The sequence below is a fragment of the Paenibacillus thermotolerans genome (assembly GCF_028745515.1).
Classification (GTDB): Bacteria; Bacillota; Bacilli; order Paenibacillales; family YIM-B00363; genus Paenibacillus_AE; species Paenibacillus_AE thermotolerans.
In genome coordinates this window covers 26491-43083 of sequence record NZ_JAQZSG010000008.1, presented here as the reverse complement: position 1 = coordinate 43083, position 16593 = coordinate 26491, and the positions used below count along the sequence as shown (strand labels likewise).

Below are 16593 nucleotides of genomic sequence, written 5' to 3'. Positions count from 1 at the left end.
TCCCCTCCTGCCTGGCGTTATTTCCGGTTCGCCAGCACGTTCATGGCAACCGACAGAGACGCTAAATCGCCCACGCTCTCTCCAAGCTCGGCGGGCACGATGCTGCATGCGGCCAAGGAAAGCGCAAGCCCCTCTTTTCGCAGCGTGTCGAGCGCAACCGGTTCAAGCAGCGCCCGCTGCCTGCCGTAAATGCTGCCGATGACAATACGCTCCGGGTTCAACACATCGACGAGCACGGCGAGCCCTCTCCCCAGCTTCTCGCCCACAATGCGAAATATGTCGAGCGCGAGCGGGTCGCCCTGCTGCGCCGCCTCGCCGACCTTCTTGGCGGTAATGCTTGTCAGCTCCTCTACCGTACCGCAGAACGATGTAACGCCTCCTTGCCGGAGATGCCGCTCCGCCATCGTTCGGGCAAGCGCCGCAATGCCTCCGCCGCTGCAGAAGCCTTCGAAGGAGCCCGCTTTGCCGTATCCGACGGGTCCGTCATCGGCGAGCCTCACATGCCCGACCTCGCCGGCCATATCGTTCGCGCCGACGTACAATTTGCCGTCCAGAATGAGCCCGGCTCCCATCCCGGTGCCGAAGGTGAGAAACACCATGCTGCCGCAGCCACGGCCCGCTCCCCACCGCCACTCCGCAAGCGCGCAAGCGTTCGCGTCGTTCTGAAGGCCCGCCGGCGCTCCGAATTCCGCTTGAAGCGGACCGATCACGTCGATCCGGTCCCAATGCGGCAAGTTCGGCGGCGATAACACGAGCCCGTTCCTGCTGTCGAGCGGACCGCCGCAGCTGACGCCGACGGCGGCGAGCCGCTCGACGCCGTGCTCCTTCATCAGCTCCCGCAGCTGAAGGACGAACGAATCGACCGCCTCGTGCGGCGACGCCGGCGTCGGATACATTCGTTTGCCGATGACAGCAACGGAGCCGCCGTTCACACTTCCGATGACGACGGCGCATTTGGTGCCTCCGATATCTACCCCGCCCACAATGGTCATGTCCCGAAAAACTCCTCCTCCAGCATAATGCACAGCGCATGATAAATCGGAAGATGGCGCTCCTGAATATCGGGGGTGCTGTCCGAAGGCACCCGGATGACGGCGTCGCACAAAGCCGCCATCAGCCCTCCGCCGCGGCCCGTCAAACCGATCGTGCTCATGCCGATCGCTTTGGCGACCTGCATCGCAAGCAGCACGTTCCGCGAATTTCCCGAGGTGCTGAGGCCGACGAGCACGTCGCCCGGCTTGCCGTACCCGAACGTCTGCTGGGCGAATACCATATCCGCCGCCACATCGTTCGCATAAGCGGTCGTCAGCGCCGAATGGCTGACGAGCGAAATCGCGGGCAGCGCGCCCTGCAGCCGGTCGGCGATATAATCGCCGTCCGACCCGGCTTGCTTCAGCTTCTCTCTCATCCCGGCCGAAACGGAGCGCTTCAGCATAAAGCCCTTCATCAGCTCCCCGACGATGTGCTCGCAATCGGCCGCGCTTCCGCCGTTGCCGCAGAGCAGCACTTTGCCGCCGTTCTTATAACACGTCTCAAGCAGCTCAAACGCATGCAGGATGCTATCCTTGCATTCCGTTAATTCGGGGTAGGTTGACAGCAACCGCTCCAAGACGGCCCGCTTCATTCCGCCGCTCCCCCTTGCTCGTGCTTTACGGGAACGACGATAACCTCGACGCCCATGCCTTCCAGCTCCTTGATCATATCCGGATCGGTCAAATCGCTCGTGATGACGATGTCCACCTCTTGGAAGCTGCTGAACGACACGAGCGCCTGCCGCTGAAACTTCCGGTGATCCGCCAATATGACCGCCCGCTGGCCGGCCCTGATCATGGCGCGCTTAATTTCCGCCTCGTAAATGTCCGAACTCGTAAATCCCTTCCGGAGAGAGATCCCGGACGTTCCGAGAAACACGTAGTGCGCATTGTATCGCTGCAGCTCCGTCTCGACCTGGGGTCCGACGACGCTCATCGATTTTTTGATCAGCTTGCCGCCCAGCAGGAAGATGGAAGCCTCTTCGTTATGGCTGCATTCTTCCGCTACGTTCAAGCCGTTGGTAAGCACCGTCAAATCGCTGATATGCTTCAAATGTCTCGCCATGCACCACGTCGTGGAGCCCGAGTCCATAATAATGATTTGATGCGGGGAAAGAAGCTCCGCCGCCCGCTTGCCGATCGCGTTCTTTTCCTCGAAATCCTGCAGCGTCCGCTGCTGAACCGGAGGAATCGACACGCTTTCGATGTCCTCGATCAGGACGGCGCCTCCGTAATTTTTTTGGATGAGGCCCTCCTTCACCAGCTGGTTTAAATCTCTGCGTATGGTCTCCTCCGAAACGTTGAATTCCTTCACCAGCTCGGACACCTTTACGCTCCGGTTTTGAAACAGCCGTTCCTTGATTTTATGCCTTCTTTGAACTACGATCATACGATTCCTCCTTTCTATAAATTATTGCTCGGCAAGATGGCGAATGGCGGCCGAGAAAAAATCCGCCTTCCCGAAGCTTCCCGATTTCAATACAAGCAGCAGCGGCTCCGCCGCGTTCAGCGAAAGCGACGAGGGCAGCCCGGGTTCGATTTCCTTCCAGATTCTCACGCCACGGACCCCCATTCGCGCGCAAACCGCCGCGGACGTCTCGCCTCCGGCGACGATCAGGCGGTTTTGTCCGGTACGACGCATCGCTTCGGCCGTTATTTCCGCAACAGCCTCGGACACGAGGCGCGACACCTCGACGGGCGACAGCCCGAGCGCCGCGCCGCGCGCCTTCGTCTCCGCCACGATGTCCGGCTCGCTCGCCGAATGAACGACCGCGTGGAAGCCGGAAAGCATCCGCTCCGCCGCAAGGTCGGTAAGTCGCGCAATCTCCTCGCTCCGCTCCGCAGCATCCGCAAGCCGCCTCGTATCCAGCGCAAACACCGGCACTCCCGCGCCCCGCAAATGCCCGATTTGCGCCGCGGTTTGCGGCATCAGGCTGCCTGCCGCGCACAGGATGCCGACGCCCTCCTTCTTCGGCAGCTGAAGCCTCTGCCCGGACGACCGCGGCAAATCGAGCTCCTGCGCCAGTTCTTCCGCGAGCGCCGAGCTGCCGCAGACGATAAAGTCGTCCCCCACGGCGCGGGCGATCGTGTGCAGCGCGTCTTGGTCGGTCACATCCAAGATCAAATAGCCGCACCGCTCCTTCATTTCCTCGATGCGGCGGCGCAACTCTACGGGACCGAGCGCGACGGCCCGATAGTCGAGCAGCCCGACACGCCGGGTCGTCTGTTCCTGCAAAATGCCGGCCAAATCGGATCTCGTCATCGGGTGCACGGGATCGCTTCGGAACTCCGAGTGCTCGAGCCGTTTGCCGTGCACGTAATGAATGCCGTCCACGGTCGCCCGTCCGTTCTTCGGAAAGCCGAGCACGACGACGGCGAAATGCTCCTGCAGCGTATCCAGCATGGCGTCGAACTCCGCCCCGATATTGCCGCGGAACACGGAGCACGTTTTATTGATGAACAACGTTGCCCCTGCCTCCCGCAGCAGCATGGTCGCTTCGGCCGCTTTCCGGTATGCCGTTGCCGCATCGTCGAGCCGGGAATTCGTGTCCAGCACGACCGCCTGCGGCGCATCCCCCCCGCCTCCGCCGCCGCGCACCGCCGAGGGGGGAAAAGTCGCCTAGCGCGTACACGTGGGTTATGACGCCGGCTTTCGCAAACATGACGCCGATATCGCCGGCTCCCGTTATGTCGTCGGCCACCACTCCGATCACGCGTCCCACTTCCTTCTAGGCTTATATCCCGCGTTATGAAGAAAATCGTGAACGGTATCCGGGGCAAGAGGCTTCAAATGTATACCGGACCCTCTGGCGGCCACCAGCATCTTGCACGCCATCTCCAGCGTCTGCAGCGCCATGCGGGCTTCCCTTACGCTTGTATCGTAAACGAGCACGCCGTGGTTTTCCAGCAACAGGATATTTGCGCTCCGCGCCCGCTCCCTCACCGCTTCGCCCAGCGCTTCCGAGCCGGGATGACGGTACGGTACGCGCTCGGCGCGTTCCAAATAATACATCGTCTCAACAAACAGCTCGGACGGAAGCGCGACGTCGGAGCAGGCAACAAGCGTGCTGTAGAAGGGAGAAGCATGCAGCACCGCGCCGATGTCCGGCCTCTCCTCGTAGATCGCCCTGTGCATCGGCAGCTCTTTGGACGGCTTCTTCGCACCGCGCTCCACCAAGCCGCCCGTAAAGGAGCACTCGACGAGATCGTCGTCCTCCAGTTCCCCAAGAAACGTGCCGCTCGCCGAAATGACGTACCGATTCTCCCCGGTCCGCGCGCTGATATTGCCTGCGTTGCCCCAGGCCAAGCCGTACTGCATCATGTAGCGTCCCGCAGCCTGCAGCTGTTTTTTTGCTTCGCCGGTCGTCAGCACTTGCTCCGCCTCCTCACTGTATGATCGTTATCGCCGTATTCCAAGCCGATAGCGCTGTCTTGCGCTCATGTTCGTCGACATGGCTCCATTCGACCCGGACCGTTCGGCTTTCCCCCGGAAACAGAGAAAAGCAGTTGTCTTCAAAATACGCATAGCCTTCCGCCGACGGGTCGCGTGCATCTTCCAAGCGAACGTCTAAGGCGGCATAGCTTCCCGAATTCGTAACGGTGACGTCCCATACGTCGCCGTTCTTTCGCAGCCCGCTACCCAATATCGTCTCCGGAGCGGTCAGCATCGGCTGCAAGTTTTCGGTGCGGCTGAATAAATACCGGTTGGTGGAGATCAGAGCGCCTTCCGCATCCTCCAACGTTATATCAAGAAAAAACAGCTCATCATCCACATCGGCAAGCGCAGCGGTAAAACCGGCAAGACGGCCGGAGCCGTTCGGGGGCACATGCACCCGCTCCGTCCGCTCCGAGTAACGTTTGCCCGATGCCCCGACTAGCCCCATTGTCAGCATTGCATCTTCCAAGCCTATGCCGGTTGCATCCACGGCCCATGCTTCGGCTGCGAATCGATCTTGCCCCGCCCACACTTGAGAATCGAACCGAGCCGAGACGTGAACAGGGCCGTATGCCCGGCTCACCGCGTAATACACGGCCTTCGGCTCTGCGTAATAGTCGATCGCCGAAGTGCAATACGCGTTCGGGAACGGCTCGTTAAATTGCCACGGCAGCGTGCCGCTGCTTTGGAACTGTCTGCGCAGATTGGCCTCCACCGCATAGCGGAGCCCCTCCGCCTGCATAAACTGGCTCGCCTTGATCAACGTTCCGACCTCTTCGATGCCGCCGAACGATTCCTGCACGAGCTTCTCGTTGTTCCACCAGGACCCCCGGTGGAAATAGACCGGGTTGTCCCTGCCTGCCGGCCATTGATGCTGCTTGGAGATCGTCTTATCGAGCACACGCCGATTCGTCATGCCTTCCACGCCGAATTCGCTGTGAAGCAGCGACGCGCCACGATTGTAAAGCGTATACTGCGACGTCAGCCCTTGATGCTCCCATGGCCCGTGCACGTCGTGCAGCGACAGCGCATCCTTCTCGATATTCTCGAGGCTGTTCATAAACACCCGTCCCGTCGGTGACGTAGGCAGCCAGTGGCGGTCCGGATCAAGCCGCGCCACGACGTCGCGCAGCGCTCCGAGCACAGGCTCGTTATCGTCGAGCGGCGTGTCGCCAGGGCCTTGAAGCTCGTTGCCTCCGCACCAAAGCGCAAGCGAAGGGTGGTTGCGCTTCCGCGGAATGATTTGCTCCGCTTCCCGTACCATCATGTCGATAAACGCCGGATCGTCCGAAGGTTTGTTTTCAATCCCGGAGCTCGACTGAATAAACTCCTGCCATACCATGATGCCGAGACGGTCGCACCATTCGTAAAACGCATCCTTCTCGATCAAACCGCCGCCCCAGACGCGCAGCATATTCACATTGGCCCGCTTCGCCAGCGTAAGCAGCCTCTCCAGCTTGGCCGGACGGTCCACCCCGTACATCGCATCGATCGGCACCCAGTTCCAGCCTTTGATATACACCTTAAAGCCGTTCACCACGAACGTGTACGGTCTCGCCGACTCGTCCTCCGTCTCGTTGCGTACCAGCTCGATCTTCCGTATGCCGAACGTTACGATACGCTCGTCGGATGCCGCTCCGCCTCCGGCTTCGGACACCTTCACTCTGGCTTCGTACAAATCGGCATCTCCGATCCCGTTCGGCCACCAAAGCCGAGGCGCGTCCACGGGGAGACGAACATGAATGCCCGTTTCCCCCTCCGGCAACACGTGCTCCGCACGGTGTGACGCCACCTCCGAACCGTTATGCAGCAGCGAAATGTCGATCGCAGCGTTCATGGTTCGATTCGCATTCATGCGTACGGAAACCGATACGTCCGCCGCGGAACAATCGTCCGAAAGCAGCGGGCGCACAAACACATCGTCAAGCCGCGCCGAACCGGTAACCTTCAAATAGACGTCGTCCCATATGCCGATATGAATCATGCGCGGGCAAAAGTCCCACCAGTACGTCATCCGGCTTTTGTGCGTGCGCACGTACCTGGTTTTGCTCACCTGCGGCTGTTCGTCCGGCGCCTTCTCGATCACTACGGCGAGCAAATTGTCTTCTCCGAACGATACGCGGTCCTCAATATCGAACTCGGCGGGAGTATACATGCCGGCGTGGCTGCCCAGCCGCTCCCCGTTCAAATAAATGTGCGCCTCGTAATCGATGCCTTTGAAGACGAGCCGAATCCGTTTGCCCCGATGCTCTTCGCCGACGCGGAACCGCTTCTTGTAAATCCAAGTGCGCTGCGGCACCCATTCGACCAGCAGGCTATTGCGCTCGAAGTAAGGGTCCGGTATTTCGCTTAGCCGGAGCAAATCGTGATGCACACTGCCCGGCACCGTTCCTTGCCGCCACCACCGAACGTCGCGGGAATCCGGCTTTTCCGAATGGCGCCAAATCCAGTCCTCCCCGACGAAATCCTTGAACAGCCAATCGTCCCCGTTTAAAGAAATGATCGTATGCATAAGAGCCTCCGCTTCCGCGATCACCATTCGAGCAAATTCGTTTCCGTTACCGGGATGCTTTCATCCTTCGGAACGCGGAACGTCTTGATTTCGCACGGTCCGAATTTCGCCTTGATTTCGCGGTTCCACTCCGGAAGCGAAATCGTCGCCTCCGTGGCCGTTTTCGTCGTCTCGTAGCAGCGAATAATGATATCGTCGTTATCCTCCGCTTGCTTCAAGGCGCCGACGACGACGTTGTCCTTGTCCACGCTCAGGAAGCTTTTCTTTTGCGGAAGCTTCCCTTGATGGTACGTCTCGATAATGGAGATCGGACGCTGATTCAGCTCCGCCGCGCGCTTCACCGTGCCCGCCTGCTCCCAGTTTCCTTCATGCGGCAGCAGCGTATAATTGAACGTCTGGATGCCTTGATCGATAAACGTATAATGACCCTTCGGGTCCGGGACGAGCGGGTCGTGGTGCGCGTAAATCGGGCTGCGCAGCACCGTCATCGCCATCTCCTTGTTATGGATGCTGTAGCTGTACTTGGCGTCGTTCAGCAGGCTTACGCCGTACACCGTTCCGCCGTTTCGGATGATGCCGGAGTAATCGATCCAGCTTTGGCCCGGCTCTTCCTCGCCGTTGTGCTCGCGCTCGATATATCCGTACGGAATTTCATAGCTTTGACGCGTAAATATGAGGTTGACCGGGAAGACGAGCTTGAGCATTTTGAACTGCTCCCGCCAATCGACGGTTACCTTCACATCAATCTGGTCCAGCTCGCGGTACATCGCGAAGTCTTGAATAAGCTTCGAGCTTCCGTATTCGCTTACCACCCGAACGACCGACTTCACCGGGCCGTGCTCCACCCGCTGCACGCTCGTCGCCGCAAACGCGCCGACGGCTTTATTGAAATGGAACACGTTGTGGCTCCACGTATCGGAAGCGTCCTCGATGACGACCGGCTTCGCGGCATCGCCCCGGAACACTTCCGTGTCCGCCTTCTTGTCGAACAGAGAGCTGATATATCCGGTCTTCGGGTCGAACTCGAGCCGGAAGCGATCATTTTCAAGAGAGTAGTCGTTCGCCTTGATCGGCTGCACGTCCGCCTTCGGCAGCCTCCCCTCCGGCAGCAGCTTATACACGCGGTAGCCTATCGGAGGCAGGTCCGCGACGAAGCTGAGCCGGTATCTTCCGCCGGACGTCGCCTGCGGCTGCACCGACTGGCACGCGACTTGCGCGCCGGTCTCGTCCACAAGCACGGAACCGTCTTTCAAACCGCCGATTTCCAGCTCCACATTCACCTTGCTGTTCCAGGAATGCGGATTGAATACGACGATCGGCTTCATGCCGTCCTCCTGCTCGATGCTGATGTTCCACGAGAACGATTGGATGGCGTAATTGAGGCCCCGGTCGGCGATCGACATCGCCTCGCCGTGCATGTTGCGCGCATCCTCGTACGCCGGCTCGATGCTCGTCCCCGCAAGAATGTCGTGGAACTGGTTGAAGAGAACGTTTTTCCAGGCGCGCCCGTACTCTTTCGGATACGGCTGCCTATTTACCCAATCGGCTAACGCGGACCATTTTTCCGCTGCAATGAGCTTGTTCTCCGCTTGACGGTTCCACTGCTTGATTCCGGAATGGGCCGCATAGCAGCCGCTCGCGTGATGCTGCAGATCGTCGTGGACGACCGGGAACGGAAGCCCCTGCTTCTCCACTTCCTCGAAGAATGCGTTCGGCGTGCTGAACACGAGCTCCGGCAGCTCCGGGTCCTCGTTCAGTCTGCGGATGCTTGCGATGTTTTCCTTCGTCGGTCCGCCGCCGTGGTTGCCGACGCCGTAGAAGCACATCAGCTCGTCGAACGGCTCCTTCAGCTCGGTCGCGCAGCGCCGGATATGCTTATCGAGCTCTTTGCCCCACGTGCAGTATTCGAACATAATGCGGAACGTCAGCACACGCGAGCCGTCGTCCGATTCCCATTGGAACAGCCGGCCGGGGAGCCCTTTCTCGTTCGGCATCGGACGCATCATAACGTAGTAGTCCATCCCGCTTTTCTTCAAAATTTGCGGCAGCATGCCGTGATGGCCGAAGCTGTCGACGTTGTAGCCGACCTTCGCCGTCACGCCGAACTTCTCTTTAAAGTAGCGCTGGCCGTAAAGCCCTTGCCGCACGAACGATTCGCCGCCGGGAATGTTGCAATCGGGCTGAATCCACCAGCCTCCGACGATTTGCCACCGACCTTCGCGCACGCGCTGCCGAATTTCCTCGAACATGCCCGGGTCGTTGTTTTCCACCCATTCATAGAACGCCGCGGAGCTCGAGGTGAATAGAAAGTCGTCCGACTCGGCGATCCGGTCCAGAGCGGAGCGGAACGTCGCTTTCGTTTCCTGAAACCCTTCCTGCCATTGCCACAGCCATACCGGGTCCAAATGCGCATTGCCGATCATGTGCAGCTTCTTTTGCTTCATATAGATAAGCCTCCTCGGATACAACGTTTTTAGCCTTGAACCGTAATGAGCGCTTCCGCCTGCTGCCCGAATCTCGTTTCGCCTGCGGTCATATCGATGGCGACGCGGACTCTTCTGGCAGCAAGACCCTCAGGCGCCGTAATGTCAAATTGCACCGTCTCTCTTGCGTTCGACTTCATATGCAGCTGCCGCTCCTGCTCCTCGACCTGCCAGCCGTCCGGAGCGATCAGCCGGACCGTAACCGTTTCTTCATGGGCAAAAGGATTCGCGATTTCCGCACCGATCGATGCCGTCTCCCCCGGTTTCATCGTCATCTGGTACGGCATCATTCTCGCGCTTAAGCCCTCCGCTCCGAAATCCGCCGCCTCGAGCGGCAGAAGCTCGCGGTGAAGGCGTGCCAACGCCTCGCCCCGCTCCTTAAGCTCCTCGAAATACGGCGGCTCGACCCAAAGCGGCTCCCAGTGGCCGGTAATGATGACGTCCGGCTGCAGCTTCCGGTACAGCTCGGCGCTCAACCGGTAATCGTCGATCCGGAACCGGTTCTGATACACGTAATTCCAAAGCAGGCCGTCGTCGCCTTGATATTGGTCCCCGCCGGCCACCACCCGCTTGCCGTCCGTTTCGAAATAAATCGCGACGGCATACAACGTATGCCCCGGCAGCGGATATAACGTGAACTCGTATTCCTCCCAGCGAACGGTGCTGTGCAGCGGAACCTTCCGGTCAACCGGGATAGGATCGTGCCAAAGGCACGGCACATCGTAACGATCGGGACGCTCCAGCACGTCGGCAAAGCTTTCGGCCGCCCAAACTTGCGTCCCCTCCACATCCCTAAGCAAATTGCAGCCCGCGACGTGGTCGTCATGGTAATGCGTGAGTAACACCGCATCAATGGAAGTGACTCCGTAATCGGCCTTCAGCTTAGGTATGCTGTAAAGCCAAGGCCTGCGCGAGGCCCGATCCGTTCCTGCGGGAATGCCGGTCGCGAAGTCGTAGCCGAAATCGATGAGCAGCGCCTTGCCGCTTTCGGAAAGCAGCACGTAATAGTTGGCAAAGCTCGCCCGGCTCTTCAGCAGATGCGGCGTAACGTTCTCGTACGGCTTCTCGCGAAGCTGAAACAGCCGCGGATTTTGCCTGCGGTATCGCAGCAGCTCCCACAGCCGCTCCACAAGCAAATCGACCGCTTGCTCCGGCTGCTCCATCGGCTCCCCGTGGGAAGGCAGCAGCACATCCGGCCGACGGTCTTTTAGATCCAGCAGCGACGCGACGGTTGCAGCCGCACCTTCAGCCCCGTTGTATGTCCACTGTGTGGCCGCCATCGACCACACTTTGCCCGGAGCGGCGATCAAATCGCCCGTAAAGGCGACCCTCCGCCCGTCGATGTCCGCCATGACGGTAATCGAGCCGATCGTATGGCCGGGTGTCGGAACGATGCAGAACGTATGCCCGCCGATCGTTAGGTTCGAATAATCCTTCAACGTCCCGGCAATGCTCACCGAATGAAGCAGCGAAAACCGGTCCTGCCCCACGTTGTAATTGTTGTAGATTTGCCGCGCTTGCCAGTGCTCGTTAGCGCCGCTGAACAGCTCCTGCTCGGCATGCGGCACCCGGATCGGTATGCCGGCCTGCTCCGCCTTCGGCAAGCCTTGCCCCTGATCGCGGTGGTGATGCGTCATGAGCACGGCGCTTACCCGCTCCACCCCGATCCCGTGCAAAGCGCCCAGCACGCCGCCGTCGCCGAAATCGACGAGCACCGCTTCCGCTCCGCTTTTTATCACATACACATTGCAAGTATCCTGATACAAAAACAGATGCTCGGAAAGCTGCCTCATTCGCGACTCGCCTCCTTTGTTATAACGACCAGCCGTTACCGGAATGAAAAATGTTAACCTCGCCCCGCTCTCTCCCTGTATGGATGATGCTCTCATCCAACGCCGTCTCCCCCTGTCCGCCCATGATCTCGCCCTTACCGTTCACGTTCGCCGGTCATTACGAGCTTGACCCGTTCCATGCCGAGTCTCGGACTCGTAAGAAATCGGCCTCTGATTTGCTCCGGAAGCGCTGCAACGACTCTGGCCATCGAAGCTTGGGCAAGCACAACGACGTCGGAGCTCGCGGCGAGCTCGGTCAGCACCGCCGCAAGCTCCGCGTCATGCCCTTCCTTATCGCCGGAAATCAGCTTGCGGTAAGCGTCTGCCGCGAGCGCCGGCGTAACCGTGACCGATTTGCCCGCCTCCGCCGCTTTGCGGTTCAACAATTGCAAAGTCGGCTGAAGCGTCGTTTGCAAGGTGGCCGCCGCTCCGATTCGCTCGCCTGCGGCTACGGCCCGCTCCGCCATCGCTTCGTCGATTCTTATGACCGGCACGCTTACGGTTTTGCGCAGATCGGCGACAATTTCTCCTACGGAAGAGCAAGCGCTCAGGATACAGTCCGCGCCTTGTTTTTCCGCAAACGCCGCATAAGCGCATAAGCGCTCCTTCACGGCATCGAGCCGGCCGCCGTTCTCGGCGAGCTCCGGCAAAATCGTATCGTCCATATAATTGAATGTCCGGCAGCCGGGAAGCAGCTCCTCCGCGAGCTGCTTCAACGGTTCGATCGTAACCGGAGTCGTATGAATGATTGCGAGCTTCCGCTTCATTTCAAAGCCCCTCCCCGCCTACGGCGGCTTCGGCCTCTATGACGTTCACCTGCTTCATATGTTGCGAGATGACATGATTGACGAACATATGCACATCTTCCACGATGCCGTAATCCTCGGATGGAATGACAAGCGCAATGTCGGCCAAAGCTTCCATTCTGCCTTTCTTCGCCCCAACCAGAGCAATTACGATGGCTCCCTGCTCCTTTGCGTATTGAAAAGCGCGCACGACGTTCTCCGAATTGCCCGAGACGGACAACCCGACGACCACATCGCCGGGACGCAGCGAGTTTTTGAGCTGCTCGGCGAAAATATCCCCGTAGCTCAGATCGTTCCCGAGCGCCGTCATCCACGCGGCGTTATCGGCCAAGCTTGTGACGCGAAGCCGCTTCGCGCCGTCCACGTTGATCCCTTTGCCGAAATCGCACGCCCAATGCGACGCGGAAGCGGCGCTGCCTCCGTTGCCGACCACGAACACTTGCCGATCGTCCCGCCTCGCCCGGTCCATTTCGTGAAAAATGCGTTCCACAATAGAAAAATCCAGCGTTTGCAAAGTATTGATATATTGAGTTGCATACTCGCGGTAATAGTGCCCGAACATCATGATTTCTCCCCTCGCTTTGCAAATACGAGGCTTGCCGCACCCTTAAGCCCCGCCTCATAGCCTAATGCGGTCGTAAGGATCGGCACCTCCCGGTTCGCGTCGCCGAACACCGAGCCTCGGAGCGTTTCCTTTAGCGACGACTCCAGCAAATCCCAAGATAAACCGACACCGCCGCCAATGACGACGCATCCGGGGTTTATTAAGTTGATCGCGCTCGAAAGCGCCCTCCCCAAGTACATTCCGGCTTCCCGATAAATGTCCGCCGCTTCCGCAATGCCTTCTCGGGCGGCGGCGGCGACGTGCTGCGCCGTCACGGGCAGTCCGTTCCGCCGAAAATAATCGGCAAGCGCCGATTGCCCGTTTTCTTTGATCCGGCTCTTCGCCGCTCCCGCAATCGCCGTTCCGGACGCGTGCGCTTCCAAACAGCCTCTGTTCCCGCAAGGGCAAAGCCGCGGACGGTCCCACTCGACGACGATATGCCCGAACTCGCCCGCAATGCCGTTCTCCCCTTCAAATATGCCTCCCTCCAATATCATCCCCATGCCGATGCCGGTGCTGACCGTAATCCAAAGCACGTTGCGGAAGCTCGAAGCTCCGCCGAACAGCCGTTCACCGAGCGAGCATGCGTTCACGTCGTTGGCGACAAACACCTCCATATTCGGCCAAAACCTTAGGAGCAGCTCCCGTACCGGAACGTTTCGCCAGCCGGAATACGGCGCATGCAGCAGCATCCCGCGCGCCGGATCCGCAAGTCCCGGCACGGTGACGCCTGCGCCGATCACGCGGCTTCCGGCGGAAGGTCCGGCCTCAGCCAACATTTCCTCGATCAAGCTCGCGCATTTCGCAAAATGTTCCTCCGGGGAACGGCCGGCGCGAGTTTCGAATCGGCGGACCGCCAGTACGTTGCCTTCATCGTCCACTAGCCCCGCTAGTGTTTTCGTTCCTCCGAAATCGATCGCAATCGCAATCTCTCTTCTACTAATATCGGTTGGATGTTGTGGCATGTTGAACGGTTTTCCCTCCAATCTCACGACAACCCCACACAAGACACTTCATCTAAGCATCCCATAACGAGACGCGTAATCCTTGCTCCCCAAAAAATTCGTAATTTTATCGGCAACCGTAGCTTTCACCGCCGATCTTCCCTTCTCCAGCAGCTCGCTTGCAAGGTTCGTACATTCGTCGTTCGTCATCCGTTCCTCGCGTCCGAGCGCATGGAGCAGAGAGAGCTCAAGATCGGTCGCGATGTTGACCTTGCTCACTCCTCCGCCTTCCAGACGGATGGCTTTCTGCATCATCTCCACCGGTACGCCGGAGCCTCCGTGAAGCACGAGATGCACGGGAGTCAGCTTGCGGATCGCCTTCAGCCGCTCGTAATCGATTTTCGGCTCTCGGACCATGTACACGCCGTGCGCCGTTCCGCACGACACCGCGAGCGCATCCACCCTCGTTTCATTCACGAATATTTTCGCTTCTACGGGATCCGTGTACAGCTCCTCATCGTTGTCGGTTTCGATATAGTCGGTCGTGCCGATCATCCCGAGCTCCGCTTCCACGGAAACGCCTCTGGAGTGAGCATATTCCACGATTTCCTTCGTAATGGCGATATTTTCTTCGAGCACCTTCTCCGAGGCGTCGATCATAACGGAGGTAAAGCCCGCGTCAATCGCGCCTTCGATCGTCTCGAACGATTTCGTATGATCCAAGTGGAGAACTACGGGAACGGTAATGCGCTGCTTTTGGAGCTGTTCGTAAAACTCTGCGCCGAATTGCTTCGGCGTTATGCCGTACCGATTCAATTCTTTCTCCGATATTTGCACGATGAGAGGCGATTGCGTCTCTTGTCCGGCGGCGAGCACCGGGGAGATCATCGCCGTATATCTCGGCGAGAACGATCCGTTCGCATACCCGAACCGTTCCGCTGCCTCCAGCGCTTGCTTCAACGTAATGACATTCGCCGGTCTCTTATCCGATGCCATGGTTTCATTTCTCCTTTATTTCGTTTATAGACGTCGGTCGGCATCCTATCCTTTTGTACCTGCGGTAATATTCATACCTTCTATAAAATAACGCTGGAAGAAAAAGAAGAGCGCGATGACGGGCAGCATGACCATAACCGAACCGGCCATCAAGTGATGCCATTGGTTTACGCCGGAGCTGACCTTGAACGCCTGCAAGCCGATTTGCAGCGTATATTTCGATTCGTCGTTCACATAGATGAGCGGTCCGAGAAAGTCGTTCCACGCCCCGTTAAACGACATGATCGCCACGGTGGCGAGCGCCGGCGCCGCCAGCGGCAGCATAATGCGCGCCCATACCATCAAGTGGTTCGCGCCGTCGATTTTGGCGGCCTCGATCAAATCCGTAGGAATCGTCATAAAAAATTGCCGGAACAAAAAAATCATAAAGGCGCTTCCGAAAAATCCGGGAATGGTGAGCGGCAAGTACGTTCCGACCCAGTGCAGCTTGGAAAACAGCACATATTGCGGAATGAGCGTGACAAAGCCCGGGATGATCATCGTTCCTAGAATGATAGAGAACAGCAAGCTTTTCCCCGGAAAACGAATTTTGGCGAACCCGTATGCGATGAACGAGTTGGAGACGACTTGCGCGATGACGGCGACCGTCGAGAGAAAGAGCGTATTGATCGTATATTGGCCGAATCTGCCCTGCTTCCAAGCCTCGGGATAGTTGCTCCATACAATTTCTTTAGGAAACCATGTCGGCGGATACGTCACGATTTCTTGCAGCGTCTTTAAAGAGGTTTGCACCATCCACCAGAACGGCGCCAGAAAAGAGAGACTGCCGACGACCAGCACGCATGTCACGACCGCTTTGACGATTTTCTCGCGCGTGCGCCGATTTTGATAATATTTGCTTTTGACCGGTGCGCTTGCGGTTGTCATCGGTTGTCTCCTCCCTCGTAATGCACCCAGTATTTGGACGCCACCAAATTAATGATGGTCACGATGATCGCAATCAGGAATAAGAACCAGGCCATAGCCATTGCGTAGCCCATGTCGAATACTTTGAACGCTTTCAAGAACATGTGGAGGTTATAAAACATCAGCGAATTCATCGGTGCGCCGGGCGTATTATTGTCCGACATGACGTAGCCTTCTTGGAAAATTTGAAACCCGCCGATCAAGCTTGTGACGATATCGAAAAATATGACCGGCGTAATCATCGGCACCGTGACGTGCCAAAATTTCCGAAGGCTGCCGGCACCGTCAATTTCCGCCGCTTCATACAATTGATCCGGAACCCCTTGCAGCGCGGCCAAATAAAGCAGCATGCCTCCGCCGACGCCCCACATTCTCATAATGACGATCGCTTCCTTCGTCCACTTCGGGTCCTGCAGCCACGCAGGTCCGTGAATTCCTACCCAGCCGAGGACTATGTTGATCAACCCCTCCGGGCTCAGCAGCATCATCCACAGCATGTAGACGGCCACCCCGGATAACACGGCCGGCAAATAATAAATGGTCCGAAACACCCGCATGCCCGGAATCTTAAAATTGAGCAGCACGGCCAGCAGCACGGAGCCGACGGTCGTCAACGGAACCATGAGCGCGACATAATAAAGCGTGTTCTTAAGCGCAATCGGAAAAATCGGATCCTTTGTAAACATTCTCACGTAGTTCTTCGTGCCGACCCAGTCCATTCGGGACGTGATGTCGTAGTTTGTAAAGCTGGCGTAAAGAGAGAATAGAAGCGGCCCGGCGGTAAATACGAGAAAACCGATGATCCAAGGTACTACGAACATATATCCCTGGAGCGCCTCTCTGCGATCTAGCGATAACAGCTTTCTTTTTTGAAGTTTCGTTGCTTGCGTCACATCCGGGTTCACGCTTTAACCTCCTTTTGTTAAAGTAATGCAAAGGGTGGAGCGGCACTGTCTACCACTCCACCCTTCGATTCGATACTT

General features: G+C 58.3%; 14 protein-coding genes. All 14 read right to left on the bottom strand.

Annotation, left to right across the window (positions count from 1 at the left end; genetic code table 11):
- Positions 1–17: 17 nt before the first annotated feature.
- The 14 genes from PT964_RS08800 to PT964_RS08735 all read right to left on the bottom strand — a co-directional run bounded on the left by PT964_RS08800 (position 18) and on the right by PT964_RS08735 (position 16515).
- On the bottom strand, positions 18–992 hold the full coding sequence (locus tag PT964_RS08800; protein WP_274362982.1) for an ROK family protein: 975 nt from the start codon (positions 990–992) through the stop codon (positions 18–20).
- On the bottom strand, positions 989–1624 hold the full coding sequence (locus PT964_RS08795; RefSeq protein ID WP_274362981.1) for a D-sedoheptulose-7-phosphate isomerase: 636 nt from the start codon (positions 1622–1624) through the stop codon (positions 989–991). Before PT964_RS08795 ends, PT964_RS08800 begins: the two co-directional genes overlap by 4 nt.
- Positions 1621–2421, bottom strand: coding sequence for a DeoR/GlpR family DNA-binding transcription regulator (locus tag PT964_RS08790; protein WP_274362980.1), 801 nt, complete (start codon positions 2419–2421; stop codon positions 1621–1623). Before PT964_RS08790 ends, PT964_RS08795 begins: the two co-directional genes overlap by 4 nt.
- Positions 2422–2442: 21 nt before the next feature.
- A complete protein-coding gene (locus tag PT964_RS08785; RefSeq protein ID WP_274362979.1) occupies positions 2443–3588 on the bottom strand; it encodes a four-carbon acid sugar kinase family protein in 1146 nt (381 codons plus the stop codon).
- Positions 3589–3741: 153 nt separating this feature from the next.
- Positions 3742–4404: a class II aldolase/adducin family protein gene (locus PT964_RS08780; RefSeq protein WP_274362978.1), complete on the bottom strand. Its 663-nt coding sequence runs from the start codon at positions 4402–4404 to the stop codon at positions 3742–3744.
- Between the two features lie 13 nt (positions 4405–4417).
- Entirely contained in the window at positions 4418–6979 is a 2562-nt protein-coding gene (locus PT964_RS08775; protein WP_274362977.1) for a glycoside hydrolase family 2 protein, read from the bottom strand.
- A gap of 20 nt (positions 6980–6999) precedes the next feature.
- Positions 7000–9423, bottom strand: coding sequence for an alpha-mannosidase (locus PT964_RS08770; RefSeq protein ID WP_274362976.1), 2424 nt, complete (start codon positions 9421–9423; stop codon positions 7000–7002).
- Between the two features lie 29 nt (positions 9424–9452).
- On the bottom strand, positions 9453–11255 hold the full coding sequence (locus tag PT964_RS08765) for an MBL fold metallo-hydrolase (protein WP_274362975.1): 1803 nt from the start codon (positions 11253–11255) through the stop codon (positions 9453–9455).
- A 134-nt stretch (positions 11256–11389) separates the two neighbouring features.
- Complete coding sequence (locus tag PT964_RS08760) at positions 11390–12061, bottom strand: aspartate/glutamate racemase family protein (RefSeq protein WP_274362974.1); 672 nt, start codon at positions 12059–12061, stop codon at positions 11390–11392.
- Position 12062: 1 nt separating this feature from the next.
- Complete coding sequence (locus tag PT964_RS08755) at positions 12063–12665, bottom strand: SIS domain-containing protein (RefSeq protein ID WP_274362973.1); 603 nt, start codon at positions 12663–12665, stop codon at positions 12063–12065.
- The gene (locus tag PT964_RS08750; RefSeq protein WP_274362972.1) at positions 12662–13669 is read right to left on the bottom strand and encodes an ROK family protein; all 1008 of its coding nucleotides are present in this window, start codon (positions 13667–13669) and stop codon (positions 12662–12664) included. Before PT964_RS08750 ends, PT964_RS08755 begins: the two co-directional genes overlap by 4 nt.
- Positions 13670–13717: 48 nt before the next feature.
- Positions 13718–14644 carry a class II fructose-bisphosphate aldolase gene (locus tag PT964_RS08745; RefSeq protein WP_274362971.1) on the bottom strand — a complete coding sequence of 309 codons (927 nt, stop codon included), beginning with the start codon at positions 14642–14644 and terminating at the stop codon, positions 13718–13720.
- A 45-nt stretch (positions 14645–14689) separates the two neighbouring features.
- Positions 14690–15571, bottom strand: a complete 882-nt coding sequence (locus tag PT964_RS08740) for a carbohydrate ABC transporter permease (RefSeq protein ID WP_274362970.1) — start codon at positions 15569–15571, stop codon at positions 14690–14692.
- On the bottom strand, positions 15568–16515 hold the full coding sequence (locus PT964_RS08735) for a carbohydrate ABC transporter permease (RefSeq protein ID WP_337995019.1): 948 nt from the start codon (positions 16513–16515) through the stop codon (positions 15568–15570). The genes PT964_RS08740 and PT964_RS08735 overlap by 4 nt, the downstream gene beginning before the upstream one ends.
- Between the last annotated feature and the right edge of the window lie 78 nt (positions 16516–16593).